Source organism: Sphingopyxis bauzanensis (assembly GCF_002205675.1).
GTDB lineage: Bacteria > Pseudomonadota > Alphaproteobacteria > Sphingomonadales > Sphingomonadaceae > Sphingopyxis > Sphingopyxis bauzanensis.
Genome location: NZ_NISK01000003.1, coordinates 607,866 through 624,913 on the forward strand (window position 1 = coordinate 607,866; position 17,048 = coordinate 624,913).

Below are 17,048 nucleotides of genomic sequence, written 5' to 3' on the forward strand. Positions count from 1 at the left end.
CTTTGCAGCCTTGAGCTTGCTGCTCGCGCCCACTGCACCCCAGGCCCAGGCGCTCGCCTGCAAGATCCCCGATCGCATCCCGGAGCCGCGGCTCGAACAGCCCAAGCGCGGCGAGCCGGTGCGCAAGACCCCGACCACCGGCTATCTGTTAGCGATGAGCTGGTCGCCGCAGCATTGCGCCAATGTCCGGGGCCCCCGCGACGCGCGCGACCGGTTCCAGTGCGCGGGCGAGAATGGCCGCTTTGGCTGGGTGCTCCATGGGCTGTGGCCCGAAACCGACAGCCGCGACTATCCGCAATGGTGCCGCCCGGCCAGGATCGTGCCCCAGCCGGTGCTGCGCGAGCATCTGTGTATGACGCCGTCGGCGCAGCTGCTCCAGCACGAATGGGCCAAGCACGGCACTTGCATGAGCCCGCACCCGGCGGCCTATTTCCGCTCCGCCGAGATGCTGTTCCGCGCGGTGCGCTTTCCCGACATGGCGACGCTGGCCGCGAAACCGCAGACTGTGGGTAGCGTCCGCCGCGCCATTGCCGCGGCCAACAGGGGGGTAACCGCACCGATGGTCGCGGTGACGACCGATCGGCAGGGGTGGCTGAAGGAAGTGCGGCTGTGCCTTGGCCCGCGGATGCGGCCGCAGCGCTGCAAGCCGTTTCAGGTCGGCGCGCGCGATGTGCGGACAGTGCGGGTGCGGCCGATGTTGAAAGACTAATCCCTGTGCCGCTTTGAGACGCTGCATCCGTTAACGATCTTTTAACCTTACCAAGTCGTTAAGACCGGTTTAGCTTGCCGGGTATGGACTCGGATCACATCGATATTCGCCGCCGGATTCAGGCGCATAGCGCCCGCCAGCTGACCATAGCGCGGCTGCGCGCACCCGCGGACTGGCAGGGCGAATTGCGGCAGGCGCTGGCGGCGCACCGCGAGCCGGTGTCGATCTTTGCGGGCAGCGATCTGAAGCTGTTTTTGCAGAGCTTTGCGGTGTTCTTTACCGCTACGATGGTGTTTTTGATCTGAAGCGGGACTTCGACCAACGATAGCCGTCGCCCCCGCGAAGCTGAATCTAGCGCAATCCCGGCCTCAATCACACGCCCGGTGCAGCTTCACCGCCAGCCAGGCGCTGATCAGGCACATCACCGCGCTCATCAGCAGCTGGTCGACGACGCCGATGCCGGCGAAGCCCAGCCCGATGGCGAGGAGCGAACCCGCCACCATCGCGCCCGAATTGACGATATTGTTGGCGGCGACGGTGCGCGCGGTTTGGTCCTTGGGGACGGTGGTGGTCAGAAAGGCGTAGAGCGGAACTACGAACATGCCGCCGCTGATCGCGATACCGAGCAGGGCGGTTAGCAGCGGGATGACGTCGGCGTGGCCGAGGAACCCGGCGATGCCGTACATCGCGCCGGACGGATCATGCTCCCAGTTGCGGCACACCCAGTAAAAGGCGAGCACGAAGCCGCCCATCACAAGAACGCTGGCGGGGCTGTAGCGCGCCGACACCTGGCCCTTGAGCAAGCGGTTCACAGCGACCGAGCCGATCGCGATGCCGATTGAAAAGACCGCAAGGAACAGGCTGGCGACGCTTTTATCTGCGTGGAGGATATTTTTCACCAACGGCGGGAACTGGATGAACAGCACCGCGCCGATCGTCCAGAAAAAGCTGATCGACAGGATCGCCAAAAACAGGCGCGGGATGTGCATCGTGCCGCGCACCAGCGTAATCGACGAGCGAATGATGTGCCAGTCGATGCCGGTTTCTGCATGTTCGGGCGGCGCGGGCGGCACTTGACGGCCCGTCCAATAGCCGACGGCGGCGACGAGAACGACGGCAAGCGCGGCCCATTCGACGTCGATGACCCCCGCCAATATCGTCCCGGCAAGGATCGCGATATAGGTACCCGCCTCGACCAACCCGGTTCCCGCGAGCACTTCGTCGCTTTTCAGATGTTGCGGCAGAATGGCATATTTGATCGGGCCGAAAAAGGTCGAATGAATCCCCATTGCGAACAGTGCGAGCATCATCAGTGGGATCGCGATCAGATGCACCGCAAAGCCCATCCAGGCGAGGATTAGTCCGGCGGCGCCGACGATCATGATCAGGATTTCGCAGAATTTGACGATGCGGATGATCCGCGCCTTGTCGCGCGTGTCGGCGAGCTGGCCCGAGAGCGCGGAGAGCAGAAAGAAAGGCAGGATAAACAGGCCCGTCGCGACCGCACTGAAGGCCGTTTCTGAAGCTTCGTCGTTAAACACGCCGTAAACGACGAACAAGACCATCGCGTTTTTGAACAGATTGTCGTTGAATGCGCCGAGCAGCTGGGTGACAAAAAGAGGCAGGAACCGGCGTTGCTTCAACAGCGCAAAGGAACCGGTCATGCGTGGTCCAATCTATTTAAGAATTCGTCGATAGCCATGCGATTTGCGGGCAATTTGGTTGTCGCCGGTGGGGCTTATCGGCTAGGGCTGACGCGGTCAAAGCCCATTTTGGAATGGACCGCCAGCGGGGATCATGCTCAGTCTTCCGAACATCCTGACATTGTCGCGCATTTTCGCGGTGCCCATTCTGCTGTTTCTGCTGTGGCCGGGGGTGGTCGAAGGATCGCACCAGCCCAAGCCGATCGATTATGCGCTGGCGTTCGGTCTGTACTGTCTAATGGGCATTACCGATTATTTTGACGGTTATGTGGCACGTTCGCGCGGGATCGTGTCCCGGCTGGGTGCCTTTCTGGATCCGATCGCCGACAAAATCATGATTGCGGCGGTGATCCTGCTGCTCGTCTTTACCCGCGACATCTCCGGCTATCACGTCATCGCGGCGCTAATGATTCTGCTGCGCGAGATTATCGTGTCGGGGCTGCGCGAGTTTCTCGCAACGTTGCAGGTGTCGATGCCGGTAACCCAGCTGGCGAAGTGGAAAACGACGTTTCAACTGCTTGCGTTCGGAGCGTTGATACTGGCCGGGGCGCTGCCCGCGATGGAGTGGGTCAAGATCGTCGGGCTGGCGTCGCTGTGGGGCGCCGCGGTGCTGACGCTGATCACCGGCTGGGATTATCTGCGCGTTGGCCTGAAGCATATGGACTAGCGCGATGGCGCTGACGATTTCCTATTTTGCCTGGGTGCGCGAGCGGATGGGGGTGGCTGAGGAGGTTGTCGAGCTGCCCGTCGAGGTTGCCGACCTGACCGCGCTGCTGGCGTGGCTGGCGGCGCGCGATGCGCGCGGCGCTTTGGCGTTTGCCGAGCCTCAGCGGATTCGCGTCGCGATCGATGGCGTGATGATGAGACCGGGGGCGCCACTGGCCGGAGCGCGCGAAGTGGCGCTGTTCCCGCCGGTGACGGGCGGATGATCCGCGTGGCGGTGCAGGCGGCGGCGATCGACGTCGGCGCCGAACTCGACCTGCATGATGCGGGGGGGCATGGCGCGAGTGCCAGCTTTATCGGGCGGGTGCGCGGCGATGGCGGGCTGGTCGAGCTGTTCCTGGAGCATCATCCGGTGATGACCGAAGCGGGACTGGGCGATCTGGCGCATGCCGCCTCTGACCGGTGGAAGCTGGCGGCGCTGACGCTGATTCACAGGGTGGGGGCGATGGCGCCAGCCGACACAATTGTGCTCGTGCTCGCGAGCAGCCCGCACCGCAGCGAGGCGCTGGCGGCGTGCGAGTTTCTGATCGACCGGCTGAAGACCGACGTGATGCTGTGGAAGCGCGAGACGTTTGGCGATGGGCGCGTCGCTTGGGTCGAGGCGCGGGCGGGGGATGAGGTGCGCGCGGAGCGTTGGGACCAAATACCAGCGTCATCCCGGACTTGATCCGGGATCCATAGCCGCGGCACCGCATGAACCACGGATCAAGTCCGGGGTGATGACGATTGGAACTGGTAGACGCGGCTCTTTAATCCGCCCGATGTTTGCGGAAAATATCCGCCAGCATTTTGAACTCGTCGGCGCGCGGGCTGCCTTTGCGCCACACCAACGCAATCGTGCGCCAGTCATGGTCCGAATCGAGCGGGCGGGTGTCGATGTCGGTGTGGTCGAGGATGCCGGCCTCGATCGCCATTTGCGGCAGCATCGTGATGCCAAGGCCATTGTCGACCATCTGCACCAAAGTGTGCAGCGACGTCCCCATCATCCGCGCCCCGGCGCGCAATTCGGGGCGGTTGCACGCGGCGAGGGCGTGGTCCTTCAGGCAATGGCCGTCCTCGAGCATCAGCATCTGCGCTGGGTCGATCTGGTCGGCGCTGACCATCGCGGGCAGGTCTTCGGACTGATCGCCGGGGAAGGCAACGAACAGCGCATCGTCGAACAGCTCCTCGCTCTCGACGTCACCGCACGCGTAGGGGAGGGCGAGCAGGACGCAATCGACAGTGCCGTGGTGGAGCGATTCGCATGCCTGCGCGCTGGGTTCTTCGCGTAGGAACAGTTTCAGCGCCGGGCGCTCCTTGCGGAGCAGGCGGAGCATGCCGGGGAGCAGGAAGGGCGCGATGGTTGGGATGACGCTCATCCGCAGGTCGCCGACCAGCGGTGCCGCGGTGGCGGCGGCCATGTCGGCGAGTTCCTCGGCCTCGCGCAAAACCCGGTGCGCCTTTTCGACGATGGCATTGCCGAGCCCGGTGAAGCGGACAACGCGGCGGGTGCGCTCGACGAGGGTCGGCCCGAGCAGGGATTCCAGCTCGCGGATGCCCGCTGACAGCGTCGACTGGGTGACGTTACACGCGTCGGCGGCGCGGCCGAAATGGCCATGTTCGTGCAGCGCGACGAGATATTGCATCTGCTTGAGGGTCGGGAGGTAGTTCGACATTGATCGGATATAGCCATGAACCGGGTCGTTTTGAATGGTTTTGGCGATAATTATTCGTCGCCATAGTGGCGGCGATTGTTGTCGATTTCCGCGGTGCTGTGATAGCCAATGGAGTCGGACAAGGCGGAGGGGCGGAGGGCGATTTCCCGTTTTCTGATCGGCGGCGTGGCGAGTGCGCTACTGCTGACCGGCGGCCTGTTTATGTGGGCAGGCAATACGCAAATTGCCGCGGAGGGGGTGCTGCCCGATGCGCCGCCGGCTCTGGCCGCGATCCCGGTGGCGGGGGAGAATGCGCCGAAGCGTGGTCCGGCGCCGCCGGCGCTGCCCGCCTCGAAAGAGGCATCGCGCGAGGAACGGCGCTTCAACCGCTTCGACCGCGACCGCAACGAACGGATCAGTCGGGTCGAGCTGATGTCGTCGCGCACCGCAGCGTTTCGCAAGTTCGACAAGGAAGGTATTAATCTGTTGACGTTCGAGGAGTGCGCCGCAGCCACGGGCGAGCGGTTTGCGAGGCCGATGGTGATACGTCGGGCGATCTGACGCGCACGGAGTTTGCGACGACGGCGCCGAACCGGGTCGCAAAGTCGCAATTGCTAGACGGCGAGAAAAGCACGTCGCCCGCGCGGAGACGGGGGCCGCTGCGGTTTTACGCGGCGATGCTGAATATGACCTCCAGCGGCCCCCGCCTTCGCGGGGGCGACGTTTAGGCCGTCACACCCTCCGCTACCTTCACCCAATCCGCCAGGGCGGCACCCGCCCGCGCCGTATATCCCAGCTTGCGATCCTTCTTCCGCACATCCTCGGCCAGCGGCGGAAACAGCCCGAAGTTGACGTTCATCGGCTGGTAGCTCGCGGCATCCGCGCCACCAGTGATATGGCCGAGCAGCGCGCCGAGCGCCGTTTCGGGGGGCGGCGGGAGCAGGTCGCGGCCCCCGAGTTCGGCAGCGGCGAAGCGCGCGGCGATCAGGCCGATCGCGGCGCTTTCGACATAGCCCTCGCAGCCGGTGATCTGCCCCGCGAAGCGGATGTGCGGCGCTGATTTAAGGCGCAACTGCGCGTCGAGCAATTCGGGCGAGCGAATGAAGCTGTTGCGGTGGAGGCCGCCGAGGCGCGCGAATTCGGCCTTTTCGAGGCCGGGGATGGTACGGAACAGCTCGACCTGTGCGGCGTGCTTCAGCTTGGTCTGGAAACCGACCATGTTCCACAGCGTGCCGAGCGCATTGTCTTGGCGCAGCTGGACCACCGCATAGGGCCAGCGCCCGGTGCGCGGATTGTCGAGGCCGACGCCTTTCATCGGGCCGAAGCGCAAGGTTTCGGGACCGCGCTCGGCCATCACTTCGATCGGCATGCAGCCTTCGAAATAGGGGGTGTTGGTTTCCCATTCCTTGAACTCGGTCTTGTCGCCGTCGACCAGCCCCTGAACGAAGGCGTGATATTGATCCTTGTCCATCGGGCAGTTGATATAGTCCTTGCCGTCGCCGATCGGCCCGACCTTGTCCCAGCGGCTCGCCATCCACGCGATGTCCATGTCGATGCTGTCGCGATAGACGATGGGCGCGATGGCATCGAAAAAGGCGAGCGCATCCTTGCCGGTCGCGCTGCCGATGCTGTCGGCGAGGCTGGCGGCGGTGAGTGGGCCGGTGGCGACGATGGTAAGCCCTTCGGTCGGCAGCATGTCGATGCGTTCGCGGACGATGGTAATGTTTGGATGGCTTTGGAGCGCGTTGGTGACTCCGCCGGAGAAGAGGTCACGGTCGACCGCGAGCGCCGAGCCGGCGGGTACCTTATGGACATCGGCCTCGCGCATGATGATCGAGCCGAGCGTGCGCATCTCGCGGTGGAGCAGGCCGACGGCGTTGCTGTCGCCGTCGTCGCTGCGAAAGCTGTTGGAGCACACCATCTCGGCGAGCGCGTCGCCCTGATGCGCCGGGGTCATGTCGCCGCCGCCGCGCATTTCGGACAGGCGAACGCGGAAACCGGCTTCGGCGAGCTGCCAGGCGGCTTCGGATCCGGCGAGGCCGCCGCCGATGATGTGCACGTCGTATTGCGCCATTTACCCTATCCGTTGACTTGCGACCAATGTGCCGCGCAGTAGGCGGGTTGCGGACAAGATGCAAAGGGGCGACGATGAGTGGGGGACAGAGTTGGGATCGCGCGCGGTGGCTGTGGTGGGCGGCGCTGGCCGGTGGTATCAGCTATTTCGTTGCGGTGTATATGCGGCTCGACGGGCCGGCGATCTGGGCGTGGAAGGCGGCAGGGGTCGGGCTACTCGCGGTCTGGGCCGCGGCGAACGCGCGGAGCAGCGATGGCAAGCTGATCGCGGCAGCGCTGGCGTTCGGGGCGCTGGGCGATTGGTTGCTCGATTCGGTCGGAATGCTGGCGGGGGCGACGGCTTTCGCGACTGGGCATCTGATCGCGATCATATTGTATCTGCGCAATCGGCGGCCCAGCCTGACGTCGTCGCAGAAATTGCTGGCGTGGGTGCTGGTACCGCTGGCGTTGCTGATCGCATGGGGGCTGACGCACGAGGCGGAGGCAGCGCTGATGGGCGCGGCGATTGCCTATACTGGCGGGGTCGCGATCATGGCAGCGACGGCGTGGATCAGCCGCTTCCCGCGCTATCGCACCGGGATTGGCGCGATGGCGTTTCTGGCCAGCGACCTGTTCATCTTTGCGGGGGAGGGCGGGACGCTTAGCAAGGACGTCACCTTGTTGCTCGTGTGGCCGCTGTATTTCGGCGGCCAGGCGCTGATTGCGTGGGGGGTGGTGAATATATTGTCGCGGGAGGCGACCCGCAGTTGATCCTCCCTGTCGCGGAGCGATGGGGAGGGGACCGCCGCCGGAGGCAGCGGTGGAGGGGCGGCGACGTTGCGCCATGGCCCCTCCGTCAGCGCTTCGCGCTGCCACCTCCCCATGGTTTCGCCACAGGGAGGATTATGTGGCCCCCTTCCACGCCGCAATCGTCGTGCGGTGGAGCAGGCGGTCGTGGCCGTCGTAGCCGCCGGTGGCGCGGTGAAGGAGCGAGCGGTTGTCCCACAGGATCAGCATGCCTGGTTCCCAGACATGGCTGTAGCGAAATTCCTCGCGCCCCTGCCATTGCAGCAATTCATACAACAGCGGCAGCGCTTCGGCATCGTCCATGCCCTCGATGCCCATTATGTAACCCGCGCAGCCGAACAGCCCGTCGCGGCCAGTTTCGGGGTGGCGGCGGATGAAGGGGTGCAACTGCGTCGCCAGCGCTTCGTCGCCCGAGCGGATGTCCATGCTGCGATCCTTGTCGCCCGTGCCGTACATCCCCGACGGCGCATAGCCGCCGCGCGCGCTGTGGACCGCGCTCCGACCTTCGATTTTCGCGCGCAGCGCATCGGGCATCGCGTCAAGCGCCGCGTGCTGGTTCGAAAAATCGGTGTTGCCGCCGACGGGCGGGATGGTGATCCCGAACAGGCAGGTTCCGGCGGGTGGGCGCGCCTGAAAGCTCCAGTCGCTGTGCCAGTTTTCGGCAAATAAGGGCGAAGTTTCGTCGGCGCGGCGCTTGACCGCGATCACATGGTCGCGCCCGGGGATCGGCTTGATGAAGGGATCGTCGCCGAAGCCGCCGCAATATTGGGTGAAACGCTCCAGATCATCGTCGTCCATCTTCTGATCGGGGAAGGCGAGAACATGATGGTCGAGCCATGCGGCGCGGATTTCGGCGACGCTGTCGGGGGCGAGCGGCCGGGTCAGATCGACGCCGGTGATGCGGGCGCCGCAGGACTGGCCGCTGGGAGTGATGGTCAGGGTCATGCCGCGATGCTGCGCCGATTGGGGCGCGGGGTCAATTCCCGCGCAATCCGCCCGCTTGCGCCGGTGGGGACATCAAGCTAGGAGGCGCGCACTCGCATGGACCCGGTGCAAATCCGGGTGGCTATTCCGGCCGCCGATCCGCCGGACGACATCACACATGAAATCCTGTTCGCGCCCGAGCTGGCGCCATGTGCCTTGTTGTGGAATTCCAATGTCTGTTTCCTTGTCTTCCTATCGCCAGCAGTGGTTCACCGACAGCGCGTCGCTGCGCCGCGAAATTCTGGCCGGGATCGTTGTCGCGATGGCGCTGATCCCCGAAGCGATCGGGTTTTCGATCATCGCCGGCGTCGACCCGCGCGTCGGGCTGTACGCCTCGGTCGCGATCGCGATGGTCGTTGCCGTTACCGGCGGCCGGACGGGCATGATCTCTGCCGCCACCGCCGCGGTTGCGGTGCTGGTGATCCCGCTGGTGCGCGATCATGGCGTCGAATATCTGTTCGCGGCAACGATCCTGATGGGGTTGATCCAGATCGTGGCAGGGCTGCTGCGGCTCGACCTGCTGATGCAGTTCGTCTCGCGGTCGGTCATCACCGGTTTCGTCAACGCGCTGGCGATCCTGATCTTCATGGCGCAGCTGCCTCAACTGATTAACGTCGGCTGGGAAACCTATGCGATGGTCGCGGGCGGGCTGGCGATCATCTATCTATTGCCGCGCCTGACCAAAGCGGTCCCTTCTCCGCTGATTGCGATCCTGACGCTGTCGGCGATCAGCATCGGGTTCGGCCTGCCGGTCAATACCGTGGGCGACATGGGCAAATTGCCCGAGGGTCTGCCGACTTTCGCCTTACCGAATGTGCCGCTGACGTGGGCAACGCTTCAGATCATCCTGCCCTATTCGCTCACCATGTCGGCGGTCGGGCTGCTCGAAAGCCTGCTCACCGCACAGATCGTCGACGACATGACCGATACCGACAGCGACAAACAGCGCGAATGCGCGGGACAGGGCGGGGCGAATATCGTTGCGGCCTTTTTTGGCGGCATGGGCGGCTGCGCGATGATCGGCCAGTCGGTGATCAACGTGACGTCGGGCGGCCGCGGGCGCCTGTCGACCTTTACCGCGGGGGCGTTCCTGTTGTTCCTGCTGGCGGTGCTCGGTCCGTTCGTCGGGCAGGTGCCGATGCCCGCGTTGGTCGCAGTGATGATCATGGTATCTATCGGGACGTTCAGCTGGAATTCGATCGGCAATTTGCGCCGCCATCCGCCGACATCGTCGATCGTCATGCTGACGACGGTGATCGTGGTGGTGGCGACGCATGACCTGTCGCAGGGAGTCTTGGCCGGCGTGCTGCTGTCGGGGGTGTTCTTCGCCGGCAAAGTGCGGCGGATGTTCGCGGTCGAGCGCGAGGTATCCGCCGACGGCCGCACCGCAACGTACCGCGTCACCGGGCAAATCTTCTTCGCCTCGGTCGATCGCTTTACGCGCGCGTTTCAGACCGAAAACGAGGTTGGCCATGTGCTGATCGACGTGTCAGCGGCGCATTTCTGGGATATTTCGGGCGTCGGGGCGCTCGACAAGATCGTCGCCAAGCTGCGGCGCGAGGGACGGAACGTGGAGGTCGTGGGCTATAATCGCGCCAGCGCCGACATCATCGACAAATTCGCGCTGCACGACAAAACCGGGGTGGAGATCGGGATGGTGCCGCATTGAGCGCAGGCCGGGCGGATGATCGATATAGACGCCGCCATGTTTTTTCCTCATCCTGGCACCAGCATGCTTCTATTGTGCGAGGCGAAGGAATCCCGATGAAGACCCTGATGAAAATTGCGATGGCGCTTGGCCTTTGCCTGTCGATGACCGCGATTCCCGCGTCGAGCATCGCCGCTCTGCAACAGGGAGCGAAGGCGCCCGATTTCACGCTGAACGCCGCGCAGGGTGGCAAGCCGTTCAGCCTGTCGCTGAAGCAAGTGCTGCGGAAGGGGCCGGTCGTGCTCTACTTCTTTCCCGCCGCCTTCACCCCAGGCTGCACGATGGAAGCGCATCTCTTCGCCGAAGCGAGCGATGATTTCAACAAGCTGGGTGCGCGCGTTGTCGGCGTGACGGCGGGTAATATCGAACGCGTCGCTGAATTTTCGAAATCGGAATGCCGCGACAAGTTCGCCGTTGCAGCCGATCCCGGCGCAAAGGTTGCGGCGAAATATGACACCGCCATCCGGCGTCCCGGCCAGCCCGCGATTTCCAGCCGGACGTCTTTCGTTATTGCCCCGAACGGAAGCATATTGCTGAGCTACACCGACAGCAAGCCGCAGGCGCATGTCGAAAAGACGATGGCGGCGGTGCGGGCGTGGAAGGCGCGGCAGCGCTGACCGGATCGCGGGCCTCGACTGCCCGCGATCATCCCATAAGTTACTTCGGCCGCCCGCCAAACCCCGCGGCCGTCCGCAGCTCTTCCGCATCCATCACATAACCATCGCTGACCACCGTCACGACGCGGCGAAGGGCGCCGAGGTCGGTGGAGGGGTCGCCGTCGACCAGCACCATGTCGGCCTCCTTGCCGACCGCGATCGAGCCGGTGCGCTTGTCGGCGCCGACGACGCGGGCAGGGATGATCGTCGCGCTCTGGAGCGCCTCGGCGGCCGTGAACCCGGCCTGCTGGTAGATTTCGAGTTCGCGGACAAGCTCGATCCCCCAGCCGTCGGTCCCCGCAACGATCGGCACGCCCGCCTTGTGCAGCAGGCCGACGAGTTCGACCATCTTAGCATAGCTTTTGCGATAATCGTCGCGCGTCAGCCATTCGATGAGCGGATAGCCCCCGGCGGTGAACACCGAGCGTTCGATGACGGGTGAAATGATGCCCATATAGGGCGCGTAAGCCGGGTGCGGTTTGCCGCCGTCCTGCGTCAACATGCCTTCGAAAATGACGATCGTCGGGTCGACCAGCGTCTTGCGCTTGGCAAGGTCGGCGATGAAGCCCGCCATCAGGGGGGCGTCCAGATCGACGTCCTTGAAATAGCGCGCCGGGCCTTCCATCCGCTGGCGCGTGTTTGCCCGGTCGATCACGTCGCGCGGCATCGATTCCATCACGACAAAATTGAGGTGGGTGAGCTCGTCATAGCCCGCGGCGACGGCTTCGCTGGGCTTCATCGTCGCAGGGACGTGACCATGGACGTGCAGGCCGAGCCGGTGCGCTTCGGCGGCGGCAGGCGCGATCCAAGCCGGATTCATCGAGGTGTAGAATTTGACTCCCCACAGTCCGGCGTCCTTGATGCGCCGCACCGCAGCGATCGCTTCTGCCTCGCTGCTGACTACTTCGGCGCCCTGCGCCGCCAGCGGATCCTTCTTGTCGACGATCGCCGAAATGAAGGGCTCTCCCATCAGCAAGCTGCCGTTGGCGCGGCGTTTGGTGGCATCGACGGCGCGGTCGAAGGTCGTGCCGGGGCTGCGGAAGCTGGTGATGCCGTTCGCCACGTTCGACAGCACGCTCCAATCGTCGCCGATGTGGAGGTGGCTGTCCCAGATGCCGGGGACCAGCGTCTTGCCAGCGCCATCAATGACCTGTGCGCCCGACGGCGCGGTCAGCGATCCGGCGGCGCCAATGGCGGCGATCTTGCCATCGCGGGCAAGCACGGCGCGGTTCGCCAGGAACGTGCCATTGTCGGCGTCGAACAGTTGGACATTGTCGAACAGCACCGGGGCTTTCGCGGCGGGCGACAGGAAGCGTTTGGCGACACCGGCAACTGCCGCGGCGGTCGCGGCTTCCTGTGCATCGCGAAGCTGCTTCAGCGCGCCCTCATAGCCCGCGGGGATCACCGAAATGAAGCTGATGTCGGCGAAATAGCGCTTATTTTCATCGAGCCAGACAGGGTAGGGCGAGGGGAGGATGCCGCTGACGAAGGCGAGCTGGACCTTCCTTGGGCCGGCCGGTCCCTGGATCGTCTGCATCGCGTCGAAGGTCATCCGGCCCTTGCCGCTCGGCAGGAAATCGAGCCCTTCGTCGCCTGCGGCGGCGAGCGCGTTAATCAGCGGCGCGTTGGCGATGCCGACGCCGCCCGCCGGAATATACCAGCCGCCCGCGGCGGCTTCACCAGCGTCGGTCGCCGTTTTCCACGTCGCGCGGCCGTTGGCGACGCGATAATCCTCGGCGGCGTCACCCGACATGGTGACGCCGCGCACCGTAGTTGCGGCGATGGTGCCGCCGGGCGCAAAGGTCGTTACCTGATCCATTTCGGTGATCCAGCCGCGCAGTTCCTGCGACCAGCGATAGGCAGTGCGGCCATCGGAGAGCTGCCATTGCCACTGACTACCATGCTGGCCGGCCTCGGACACGACGACATAGCGGACCGCGTCGGCGGGCGGCTTGAGCAGTTCTTCCTTGGCGACAGGTTCGGATTGCGCGACCGAGGCCGCGGTTTCATGCGCATAGGCGGGAAGAACGGCGGCCGAAGCCAGCAGGGCGGCGGTCAGGATCAGGCGCATTGTCGATTTCCCCCAGTGCGTTGTGCAATGGCCGACAGTGGTAGGCTCACGGGGGCGGGCGAAGCAAGAACCGACCGACGGCGAACAGCGATCGATGAATGGCGACCGTCGCCCCCGCAAAGCAGGTCAACGATCGTCAGTCACGCTTTAGTAGGCCGATCACCGCCGTGATCGGCAATTCCGCATAGAGATGCGGGAACAGCTCGCCGCCGCGCGCTTCTTCCCAGCGGATCGCGTCGCCGAGTCCGATCAAATCCACCTCGGCGATCATCAGGTCGGTTTGCCCGGCGAAATGCCTGGCGATCGTCCCTTCGAGCTGCTCGGCGGTCGACAGGTGGATATAGCCGTCGGCGATATCCACCGGGGCGCCGCGGAACACACGCTCGCGCTCGAAATCGACCCATTGTTGATGGGTCAATATCTTAAAAGCGGTGGTCGCGGTCATTCGGCGGGGCTGTCGGGTGCGGGTTCGGGGATTTCAGCTTCGGTGTCGATACCCTCGGCTTCGACTTCTTCGCTTTCCTCGATCAGTGCTGCCGAAACGACATGCTCGTTGTTCGACACGTCGAACAGGCGCACGCCTGCAGTGCCGCGGCCGATGACGCGCATCGAATCGAGACCCATGCGGATCAGCTTTGCCTGATTGGTGACCAGCATCAGCTGGTGCGCCTTGGTCGCGGGGAAGCTGGCGACTACCAGGCCGTTGCGCGCGATGTTGTCGATGTTGGTGATCCCCTGACCCCCACGACCGGTGCGGCGATATTCATAGGCCGACGACAATTTGCCAAAGCCGTTGGCGCAGACGGTCAGGATGAACTGTTCGCGCGCGGCGAGCTCTTCCATGCGGTCGGCGGGCAGCGTCGGTTCGTTCTCATTATCCTTCCACGGCGCGGCGCGCAGATAGGCCTCGCGTTCGTCGCCGGTGGTGCCGACGCGGTGGAGGATCGACAGCGAGATGACTTCGTCACCCGCGGCGAGGCGCATGCCGCGCACGCCGGTCGAATTGCGGCTCTGAAATTCGCGGACATCGTCGCCGGCAAAGCGGATCGCCTTGCCCTGCCGTGTCGCGAGCAGGACATCGTCGCTTTCGTCGAGCAGCGCGACGCCGATCAGGCGGTCGTCCTCATCCTCGCCCTCGAACTTCATGGCGATCTTGCCGTTCGACGGCACGTTGGTGAAGGCGTCCATGCTGTTGCGGCGCACGCTGCCCTTGGCGGTGGCGAACATGACGTGGAGTTTGCTCCATTCGGTCTCGTCTTCGGGCAGCGGCAGCACGGTCGAGATCGTCTCGTCTTTGCCCAGCGGCAACAGATTGACCATCGGGCGGCCGCGCGTCGCAGGACCGCCTTCGGGCAGGCGCCACACTTTCATGCGATACACTTTGCCGAGGGTCGAAAAGAACAGCACTGGTGTGTGCGTCGAGGTGACGAACATTTCGGTGACGACATCCTCGTCCTTCGTCGCCATGCCAGCGCGGCCCTTGCCGCCGCGCCTTTGCGCCCGGAACGTATCAAGCGTGGTGCGCTTGATATAGCCGTCCATGGTGACCGTCACGACCATGTCTTCGCGCTCGATCAGATCTTCGTCGTCGATGCCGTCGGCAGCGGGGGCTAGCTGGGTGCGGCGCGGTTTGGCGAATTCGTCACGCACCGCGATCAGCTCTTCGCGCATGACGGCGATGAGCTTCTCGCGATTGGCGAGGATGCTCAGCAGCTCCTCAATCTCATCTGCCAGCTCTTTCAGTTCCTTGCCGATTTCGTCGCGGCCGAGCGCGGTCAAGCGATGGAGGCGGAGGTCGAGGATGGCCTTGACCTGCACTTCGGAGAGGCGATAGCTCGAGCTGGCATCGAGCTCGCCATCGATTGCTTCGACCAGACGGATATAGGGCGCGATGTCGCCAATCGGCCACTCGCGCGTCAGCAGCGCTTCGCGTGCCGCCGCAGGGCTGGACGAACCGCGGATGATTCGGACGACTTCGTCGAGATTGCTGACCGCAACGACGAGGCCGAGCAAGATGTGGGCGCGGTCGCGCGCCTTGTTCAGCTCGAACTTGCAGCGGCGAGTAATCACTTCCTCGCGGAAGTCGATGAACGCCGACAGGATCGTCTTGAGCCCCATCATTTCGGGGCGGCCTCCGCGGATCGCGAGCATGTTGGCAGGGAAGCTCGACTGCGCCGGGGTGTGGCGCCAAAGCTGGTTGAGTACGACCTCAGCGGTCGCGTCGCGCTTCAGTTCGATCACGACGCGGACGCCTTCGCGGTTCGATTCGTCGCGGATGTCGGAGACGCCCTCGATGCGCTTGTCGCGCGCCGCTTCGGCGATCTTCTCGACCAGTCCCGACTTGCCGACCTGAAACGGAATCGAGGTCAAAACAATCGACAGCCGGTCGTTCCTACCTTCCTCGATGATGTGCGTCGCGCGCATCATCACCGATCCGCGGCCGGTGGCATAGGCATTGCGCGCGCCGCCCTGACCCAGCATCAGCGCGCCGGTCGGGAAATCAGGACCGGGGATGATCGCCATCAGTTCGTCGAGGGTGATTTCGGGATGGTCGATCGTTGCCAGCGTGGCGTTGATCACTTCGCCCAGGTTATGCGGCGGGATGTTGGTCGCCATACCGACGGCGATGCCGCCGGCGCCGTTGACGAGCAGATTGGGATAGCGTGCGGGCAGGACGGTGGGTTCAGATTCCGAGCCGTCATAGTTGGGCTGGAAATCGACGGTGTCCTTGTCGAGATCGCCGAGCAGGGTGTTCGCGACCTTTGCGAGGCGCGATTCGGTGTAGCGCATCGCCGCCGGCGGATCGGGGTCCATCGAGCCGAAATTGCCCTGACCATCGACGAGCGGGACGCTCATCGACCAGTCCTGCGTCATGCGCGCGAGTGCGTCGTAGATCGAGCTGTCGCCGTGCGGGTGATATTTACCCATGACGTCACCGACGATACGCGCCGATTTGCGATAGGGGCGGCCCGCGACATAGCCGCTTTCGAACGCCGAATAAAGGATGCGCCGGTGCACCGGCTTCAGGCCGTCGCGCACGTCGGGAAGCGCGCGGCTGACGATCACGCTCATCGCGTAATCGAGGTAGCTTGTCTTCATTTCGTCGACGATGTTGATCGGCGAAATGCCGTCCTCGGACGGCGGCGTCGGCGTATTTTCTTCGGTCAAGACCCGGCCTTTTTTCTGCTTTTCGGGAGGTGGCTTTTACCTAGCCGACGGTGGCAGGAAATGCCAGCGATTCGGTGGGTTTTCAGGGAATGATTTCGCTGCCGTCCCACGCGAAAATCCGCCCGGTTTCGGCGGGTGTCAGCGCGCCGAGGGTGCGTAGCAGATTCGCGGCGGCGGTGGGCGCGCTGGTCAGCTGTTCGGCGGACACGCCGCGCTGGAATGGTGCCGACAGATCGGTGTCGACGGTGCCGGGATGCAGCGCGACGACGATCGCATCGGGATTGCGCCTTGCCTCGACTATCGCGAAGCCGCGCACGAGCTGGTTCAGCGCGGCTTTCGAGGCGCGGTAGCTGTACCAGCCGCCACTGCGGTTATCCCCGATGCTGCCGACCCGCGCCGACAGCATGGCGAAGACGGTACGCTCGCGGCGCGGCAGCAGAGGCAGGAAATATTTGGCGATCAGCGCGGGGCCGATCGTGTTGACGGCAAAATTGCGCGCCATCCAGTCGGGGTCGATGTCGGCGAGCTTTCGTTCGGGCTGCCGTCCGTCGGCGTGGAGCAGGCCGGTGGCGACGAAGACCAGTCGCGGCGGCGGGCCGCTGTCGCGGACGAGCGCGGCGGCGGCTGCGACCGAGGCCTCGTCGGTGATGTCGACGCTGTGCGGCGCCGGCAACGAGCGTGCGAAACGGTGAATGATGTCATGGCGTCCGTCCGCTTGCAAAGCGTCAGCGAGCGCGGCGCCGATACCGCCCGAAGCCCCGATGATGACTGCCGATCCATGCTCTGTCACCGCGGCGGCGTATCATGCGCCGTCACCGTGCGACAAGCGATGC

At 64.4% G+C, this 17,048-nt stretch carries 17 protein-coding genes and 1 other annotated feature; of the genes, 9 read left to right on the forward strand and 8 right to left on the reverse strand.

Going from position 1 to position 17,048, the window contains the following annotated elements:
• Window positions 1-10 precede the first annotated feature (10 nt).
• Both CDQ92_RS14320 and CDQ92_RS14325 read left to right on the forward strand, forming a co-directional pair.
• On the forward strand, window positions 11-709 hold the full coding sequence (locus CDQ92_RS14320; protein WP_229667347.1) for a ribonuclease T2 family protein: 699 nt from the start codon (window positions 11-13) through the stop codon (window positions 707-709).
• A gap of 83 nt (window positions 710-792) precedes the next feature.
• Entirely contained in the window at window positions 793-1,014 is a 222-nt protein-coding gene (locus CDQ92_RS14325; RefSeq protein ID WP_088442020.1) for a hypothetical protein, read from the forward strand.
• 63 nt (window positions 1,015-1,077) lie between these two features.
• On the opposite strand, the gene CDQ92_RS14330 is transcribed toward CDQ92_RS14325, so the two are convergent.
• Window positions 1,078-2,373, reverse strand: coding sequence for an MFS transporter (locus tag CDQ92_RS14330; RefSeq protein ID WP_088442021.1), 1,296 nt, complete (start codon window positions 2,371-2,373; stop codon window positions 1,078-1,080).
• A 133-nt stretch (window positions 2,374-2,506) separates the two neighbouring features.
• Here CDQ92_RS14330 and pgsA point away from each other — a divergent pair, with 133 nt between their 5' ends.
• The 3 genes from pgsA to CDQ92_RS14345 are packed head-to-tail and all read left to right on the forward strand — an operon-like array spanning window position 2,507 to window position 3,802.
• Window positions 2,507-3,079 (forward strand): CDP-diacylglycerol--glycerol-3-phosphate 3-phosphatidyltransferase, encoded by a 573-nt coding sequence (gene pgsA, locus CDQ92_RS14335; protein ID WP_088442022.1) that lies wholly within the window; start codon window positions 2,507-2,509, stop codon window positions 3,077-3,079.
• A gap of 4 nt (window positions 3,080-3,083) precedes the next feature.
• On the forward strand, window positions 3,084-3,341 hold the full coding sequence (locus tag CDQ92_RS14340; protein ID WP_088442023.1) for a MoaD/ThiS family protein: 258 nt from the start codon (window positions 3,084-3,086) through the stop codon (window positions 3,339-3,341).
• The gene (locus CDQ92_RS14345; RefSeq protein ID WP_088442024.1) at window positions 3,338-3,802 is read left to right on the forward strand and encodes a molybdenum cofactor biosynthesis protein MoaE; all 465 of its coding nucleotides are present in this window, start codon (window positions 3,338-3,340) and stop codon (window positions 3,800-3,802) included. The genes CDQ92_RS14340 and CDQ92_RS14345 overlap by 4 nt, the downstream gene beginning before the upstream one ends.
• Before the next feature lie 82 nt (window positions 3,803-3,884).
• Here CDQ92_RS14345 and CDQ92_RS14350 read toward each other — a convergent pair whose 3' ends face one another.
• Entirely contained in the window at window positions 3,885-4,790 is a 906-nt protein-coding gene (locus CDQ92_RS14350) for a hydrogen peroxide-inducible genes activator (protein ID WP_088442025.1), read from the reverse strand.
• 108 nt (window positions 4,791-4,898) lie between these two features.
• Between CDQ92_RS14350 and CDQ92_RS14355 the strand changes: the two genes are divergently transcribed.
• Window positions 4,899-5,330, forward strand: a complete 432-nt coding sequence (locus CDQ92_RS14355) for a hypothetical protein (protein WP_229667349.1) — start codon at window positions 4,899-4,901, stop codon at window positions 5,328-5,330.
• A gap of 163 nt (window positions 5,331-5,493) precedes the next feature.
• Here CDQ92_RS14355 and trmFO read toward each other — a convergent pair whose 3' ends face one another.
• The gene (gene trmFO, locus CDQ92_RS14360) at window positions 5,494-6,843 is read right to left on the reverse strand and encodes a methylenetetrahydrofolate--tRNA-(uracil(54)-C(5))-methyltransferase (FADH(2)-oxidizing) TrmFO (protein WP_088442026.1); all 1,350 of its coding nucleotides are present in this window, start codon (window positions 6,841-6,843) and stop codon (window positions 5,494-5,496) included.
• A gap of 74 nt (window positions 6,844-6,917) precedes the next feature.
• Between trmFO and CDQ92_RS14365 the strand changes: the two genes are divergently transcribed.
• Window positions 6,918-7,592 (forward strand): lysoplasmalogenase family protein, encoded by a 675-nt coding sequence (locus CDQ92_RS14365; protein ID WP_088442027.1) that lies wholly within the window; start codon window positions 6,918-6,920, stop codon window positions 7,590-7,592.
• A 132-nt stretch (window positions 7,593-7,724) separates the two neighbouring features.
• Here the strand turns inward: CDQ92_RS14365 and CDQ92_RS14370 are convergent, their stop codons facing one another.
• Entirely contained in the window at window positions 7,725-8,573 is an 849-nt protein-coding gene (locus tag CDQ92_RS14370) for a TauD/TfdA dioxygenase family protein (RefSeq protein ID WP_088442028.1), read from the reverse strand.
• A gap of 95 nt (window positions 8,574-8,668) precedes the next feature.
• Window positions 8,669-8,724, forward strand: a sequence feature (sul1 is cis-regulatory element that is thought to sense ions involved in sulfur or methionine metabolism; They are found in Alphaproteobacteria).
• Between the two features lie 60 nt (window positions 8,725-8,784).
• Between CDQ92_RS14370 and CDQ92_RS14375 the strand changes: the two genes are divergently transcribed.
• Both CDQ92_RS14375 and CDQ92_RS14380 read left to right on the forward strand, forming a co-directional pair.
• Window positions 8,785-10,281: a SulP family inorganic anion transporter gene (locus CDQ92_RS14375; protein ID WP_088442029.1), complete on the forward strand. Its 1,497-nt coding sequence runs from the start codon at window positions 8,785-8,787 to the stop codon at window positions 10,279-10,281.
• Between the two features lie 95 nt (window positions 10,282-10,376).
• Complete coding sequence (locus CDQ92_RS14380; RefSeq protein WP_088442030.1) at window positions 10,377-10,937, forward strand: peroxiredoxin; 561 nt, start codon at window positions 10,377-10,379, stop codon at window positions 10,935-10,937.
• Window positions 10,938-10,977: 40 nt separating this feature from the next.
• Here CDQ92_RS14380 and CDQ92_RS14385 read toward each other — a convergent pair whose 3' ends face one another.
• The 4 genes from CDQ92_RS14385 to CDQ92_RS14400 all read right to left on the reverse strand — a co-directional run bounded on the left by CDQ92_RS14385 (window position 10,978) and on the right by CDQ92_RS14400 (window position 17,005).
• A complete protein-coding gene (locus tag CDQ92_RS14385) occupies window positions 10,978-13,047 on the reverse strand; it encodes an amidohydrolase family protein (RefSeq protein WP_088442031.1) in 2,070 nt (689 codons plus the stop codon).
• 136 nt (window positions 13,048-13,183) lie between these two features.
• Window positions 13,184-13,492, reverse strand: coding sequence for a DUF952 domain-containing protein (locus CDQ92_RS14390; protein WP_088442032.1), 309 nt, complete (start codon window positions 13,490-13,492; stop codon window positions 13,184-13,186).
• Entirely contained in the window at window positions 13,489-16,146 is a 2,658-nt protein-coding gene (gene gyrA, locus CDQ92_RS14395; protein WP_229667376.1) for a DNA gyrase subunit A, read from the reverse strand. Before gyrA ends, CDQ92_RS14390 begins: the two co-directional genes overlap by 4 nt.
• Before the next feature lie 151 nt (window positions 16,147-16,297).
• Window positions 16,298-17,005 carry an SDR family NAD(P)-dependent oxidoreductase gene (locus tag CDQ92_RS14400; RefSeq protein WP_088442034.1) on the reverse strand — a complete coding sequence of 236 codons (708 nt, stop codon included), beginning with the start codon at window positions 17,003-17,005 and terminating at the stop codon, window positions 16,298-16,300.
• Window positions 17,006-17,048: the final 43 nt, after the last annotated feature.

Coding starts and splice junctions, on each gene's coding strand:
- CDQ92_RS14385 (WP_088442031.1), bottom strand. CDS start 13,047: ATGCGCCTGATCCTGACCGCCGCCCTGCTGGCTTCGGCCGCCGTTCTT.
- CDQ92_RS14375 (WP_088442029.1), top strand. CDS start 8,785: ATGTCTGTTTCCTTGTCTTCCTATCGCCAGCAGTGGTTCACCGACAGC.
- CDQ92_RS14380 (WP_088442030.1), top strand. CDS start 10,377: ATGAAGACCCTGATGAAAATTGCGATGGCGCTTGGCCTTTGCCTGTCG.
- CDQ92_RS14325 (WP_088442020.1), top strand. CDS start 793: ATGGACTCGGATCACATCGATATTCGCCGCCGGATTCAGGCGCATAGC.
- CDQ92_RS14370 (WP_088442028.1), bottom strand. CDS start 8,573: ATGACCCTGACCATCACTCCCAGCGGCCAGTCCTGCGGCGCCCGCATC.
- CDQ92_RS14355 (WP_229667349.1), top strand. CDS start 4,899: ATGGAGTCGGACAAGGCGGAGGGGCGGAGGGCGATTTCCCGTTTTCTG.
- gyrA (WP_229667376.1), bottom strand. CDS start 16,146: ATGAAGACAAGCTACCTCGATTACGCGATGAGCGTGATCGTCAGCCGC.
- CDQ92_RS14340 (WP_088442023.1), top strand. CDS start 3,084: ATGGCGCTGACGATTTCCTATTTTGCCTGGGTGCGCGAGCGGATGGGG.
- pgsA (WP_088442022.1), top strand. CDS start 2,507: ATGCTCAGTCTTCCGAACATCCTGACATTGTCGCGCATTTTCGCGGTG.
- CDQ92_RS14330 (WP_088442021.1), bottom strand. CDS start 2,373: ATGACCGGTTCCTTTGCGCTGTTGAAGCAACGCCGGTTCCTGCCTCTT.
- CDQ92_RS14365 (WP_088442027.1), top strand. CDS start 6,918: ATGAGTGGGGGACAGAGTTGGGATCGCGCGCGGTGGCTGTGGTGGGCG.
- CDQ92_RS14390 (WP_088442032.1), bottom strand. CDS start 13,492: ATGACCGCGACCACCGCTTTTAAGATATTGACCCATCAACAATGGGTC.
- CDQ92_RS14345 (WP_088442024.1), top strand. CDS start 3,338: ATGATCCGCGTGGCGGTGCAGGCGGCGGCGATCGACGTCGGCGCCGAA.
- trmFO (WP_088442026.1), bottom strand. CDS start 6,843: ATGGCGCAATACGACGTGCACATCATCGGCGGCGGCCTCGCCGGATCC.
- CDQ92_RS14350 (WP_088442025.1), bottom strand. CDS start 4,790: ATGTCGAACTACCTCCCGACCCTCAAGCAGATGCAATATCTCGTCGCG.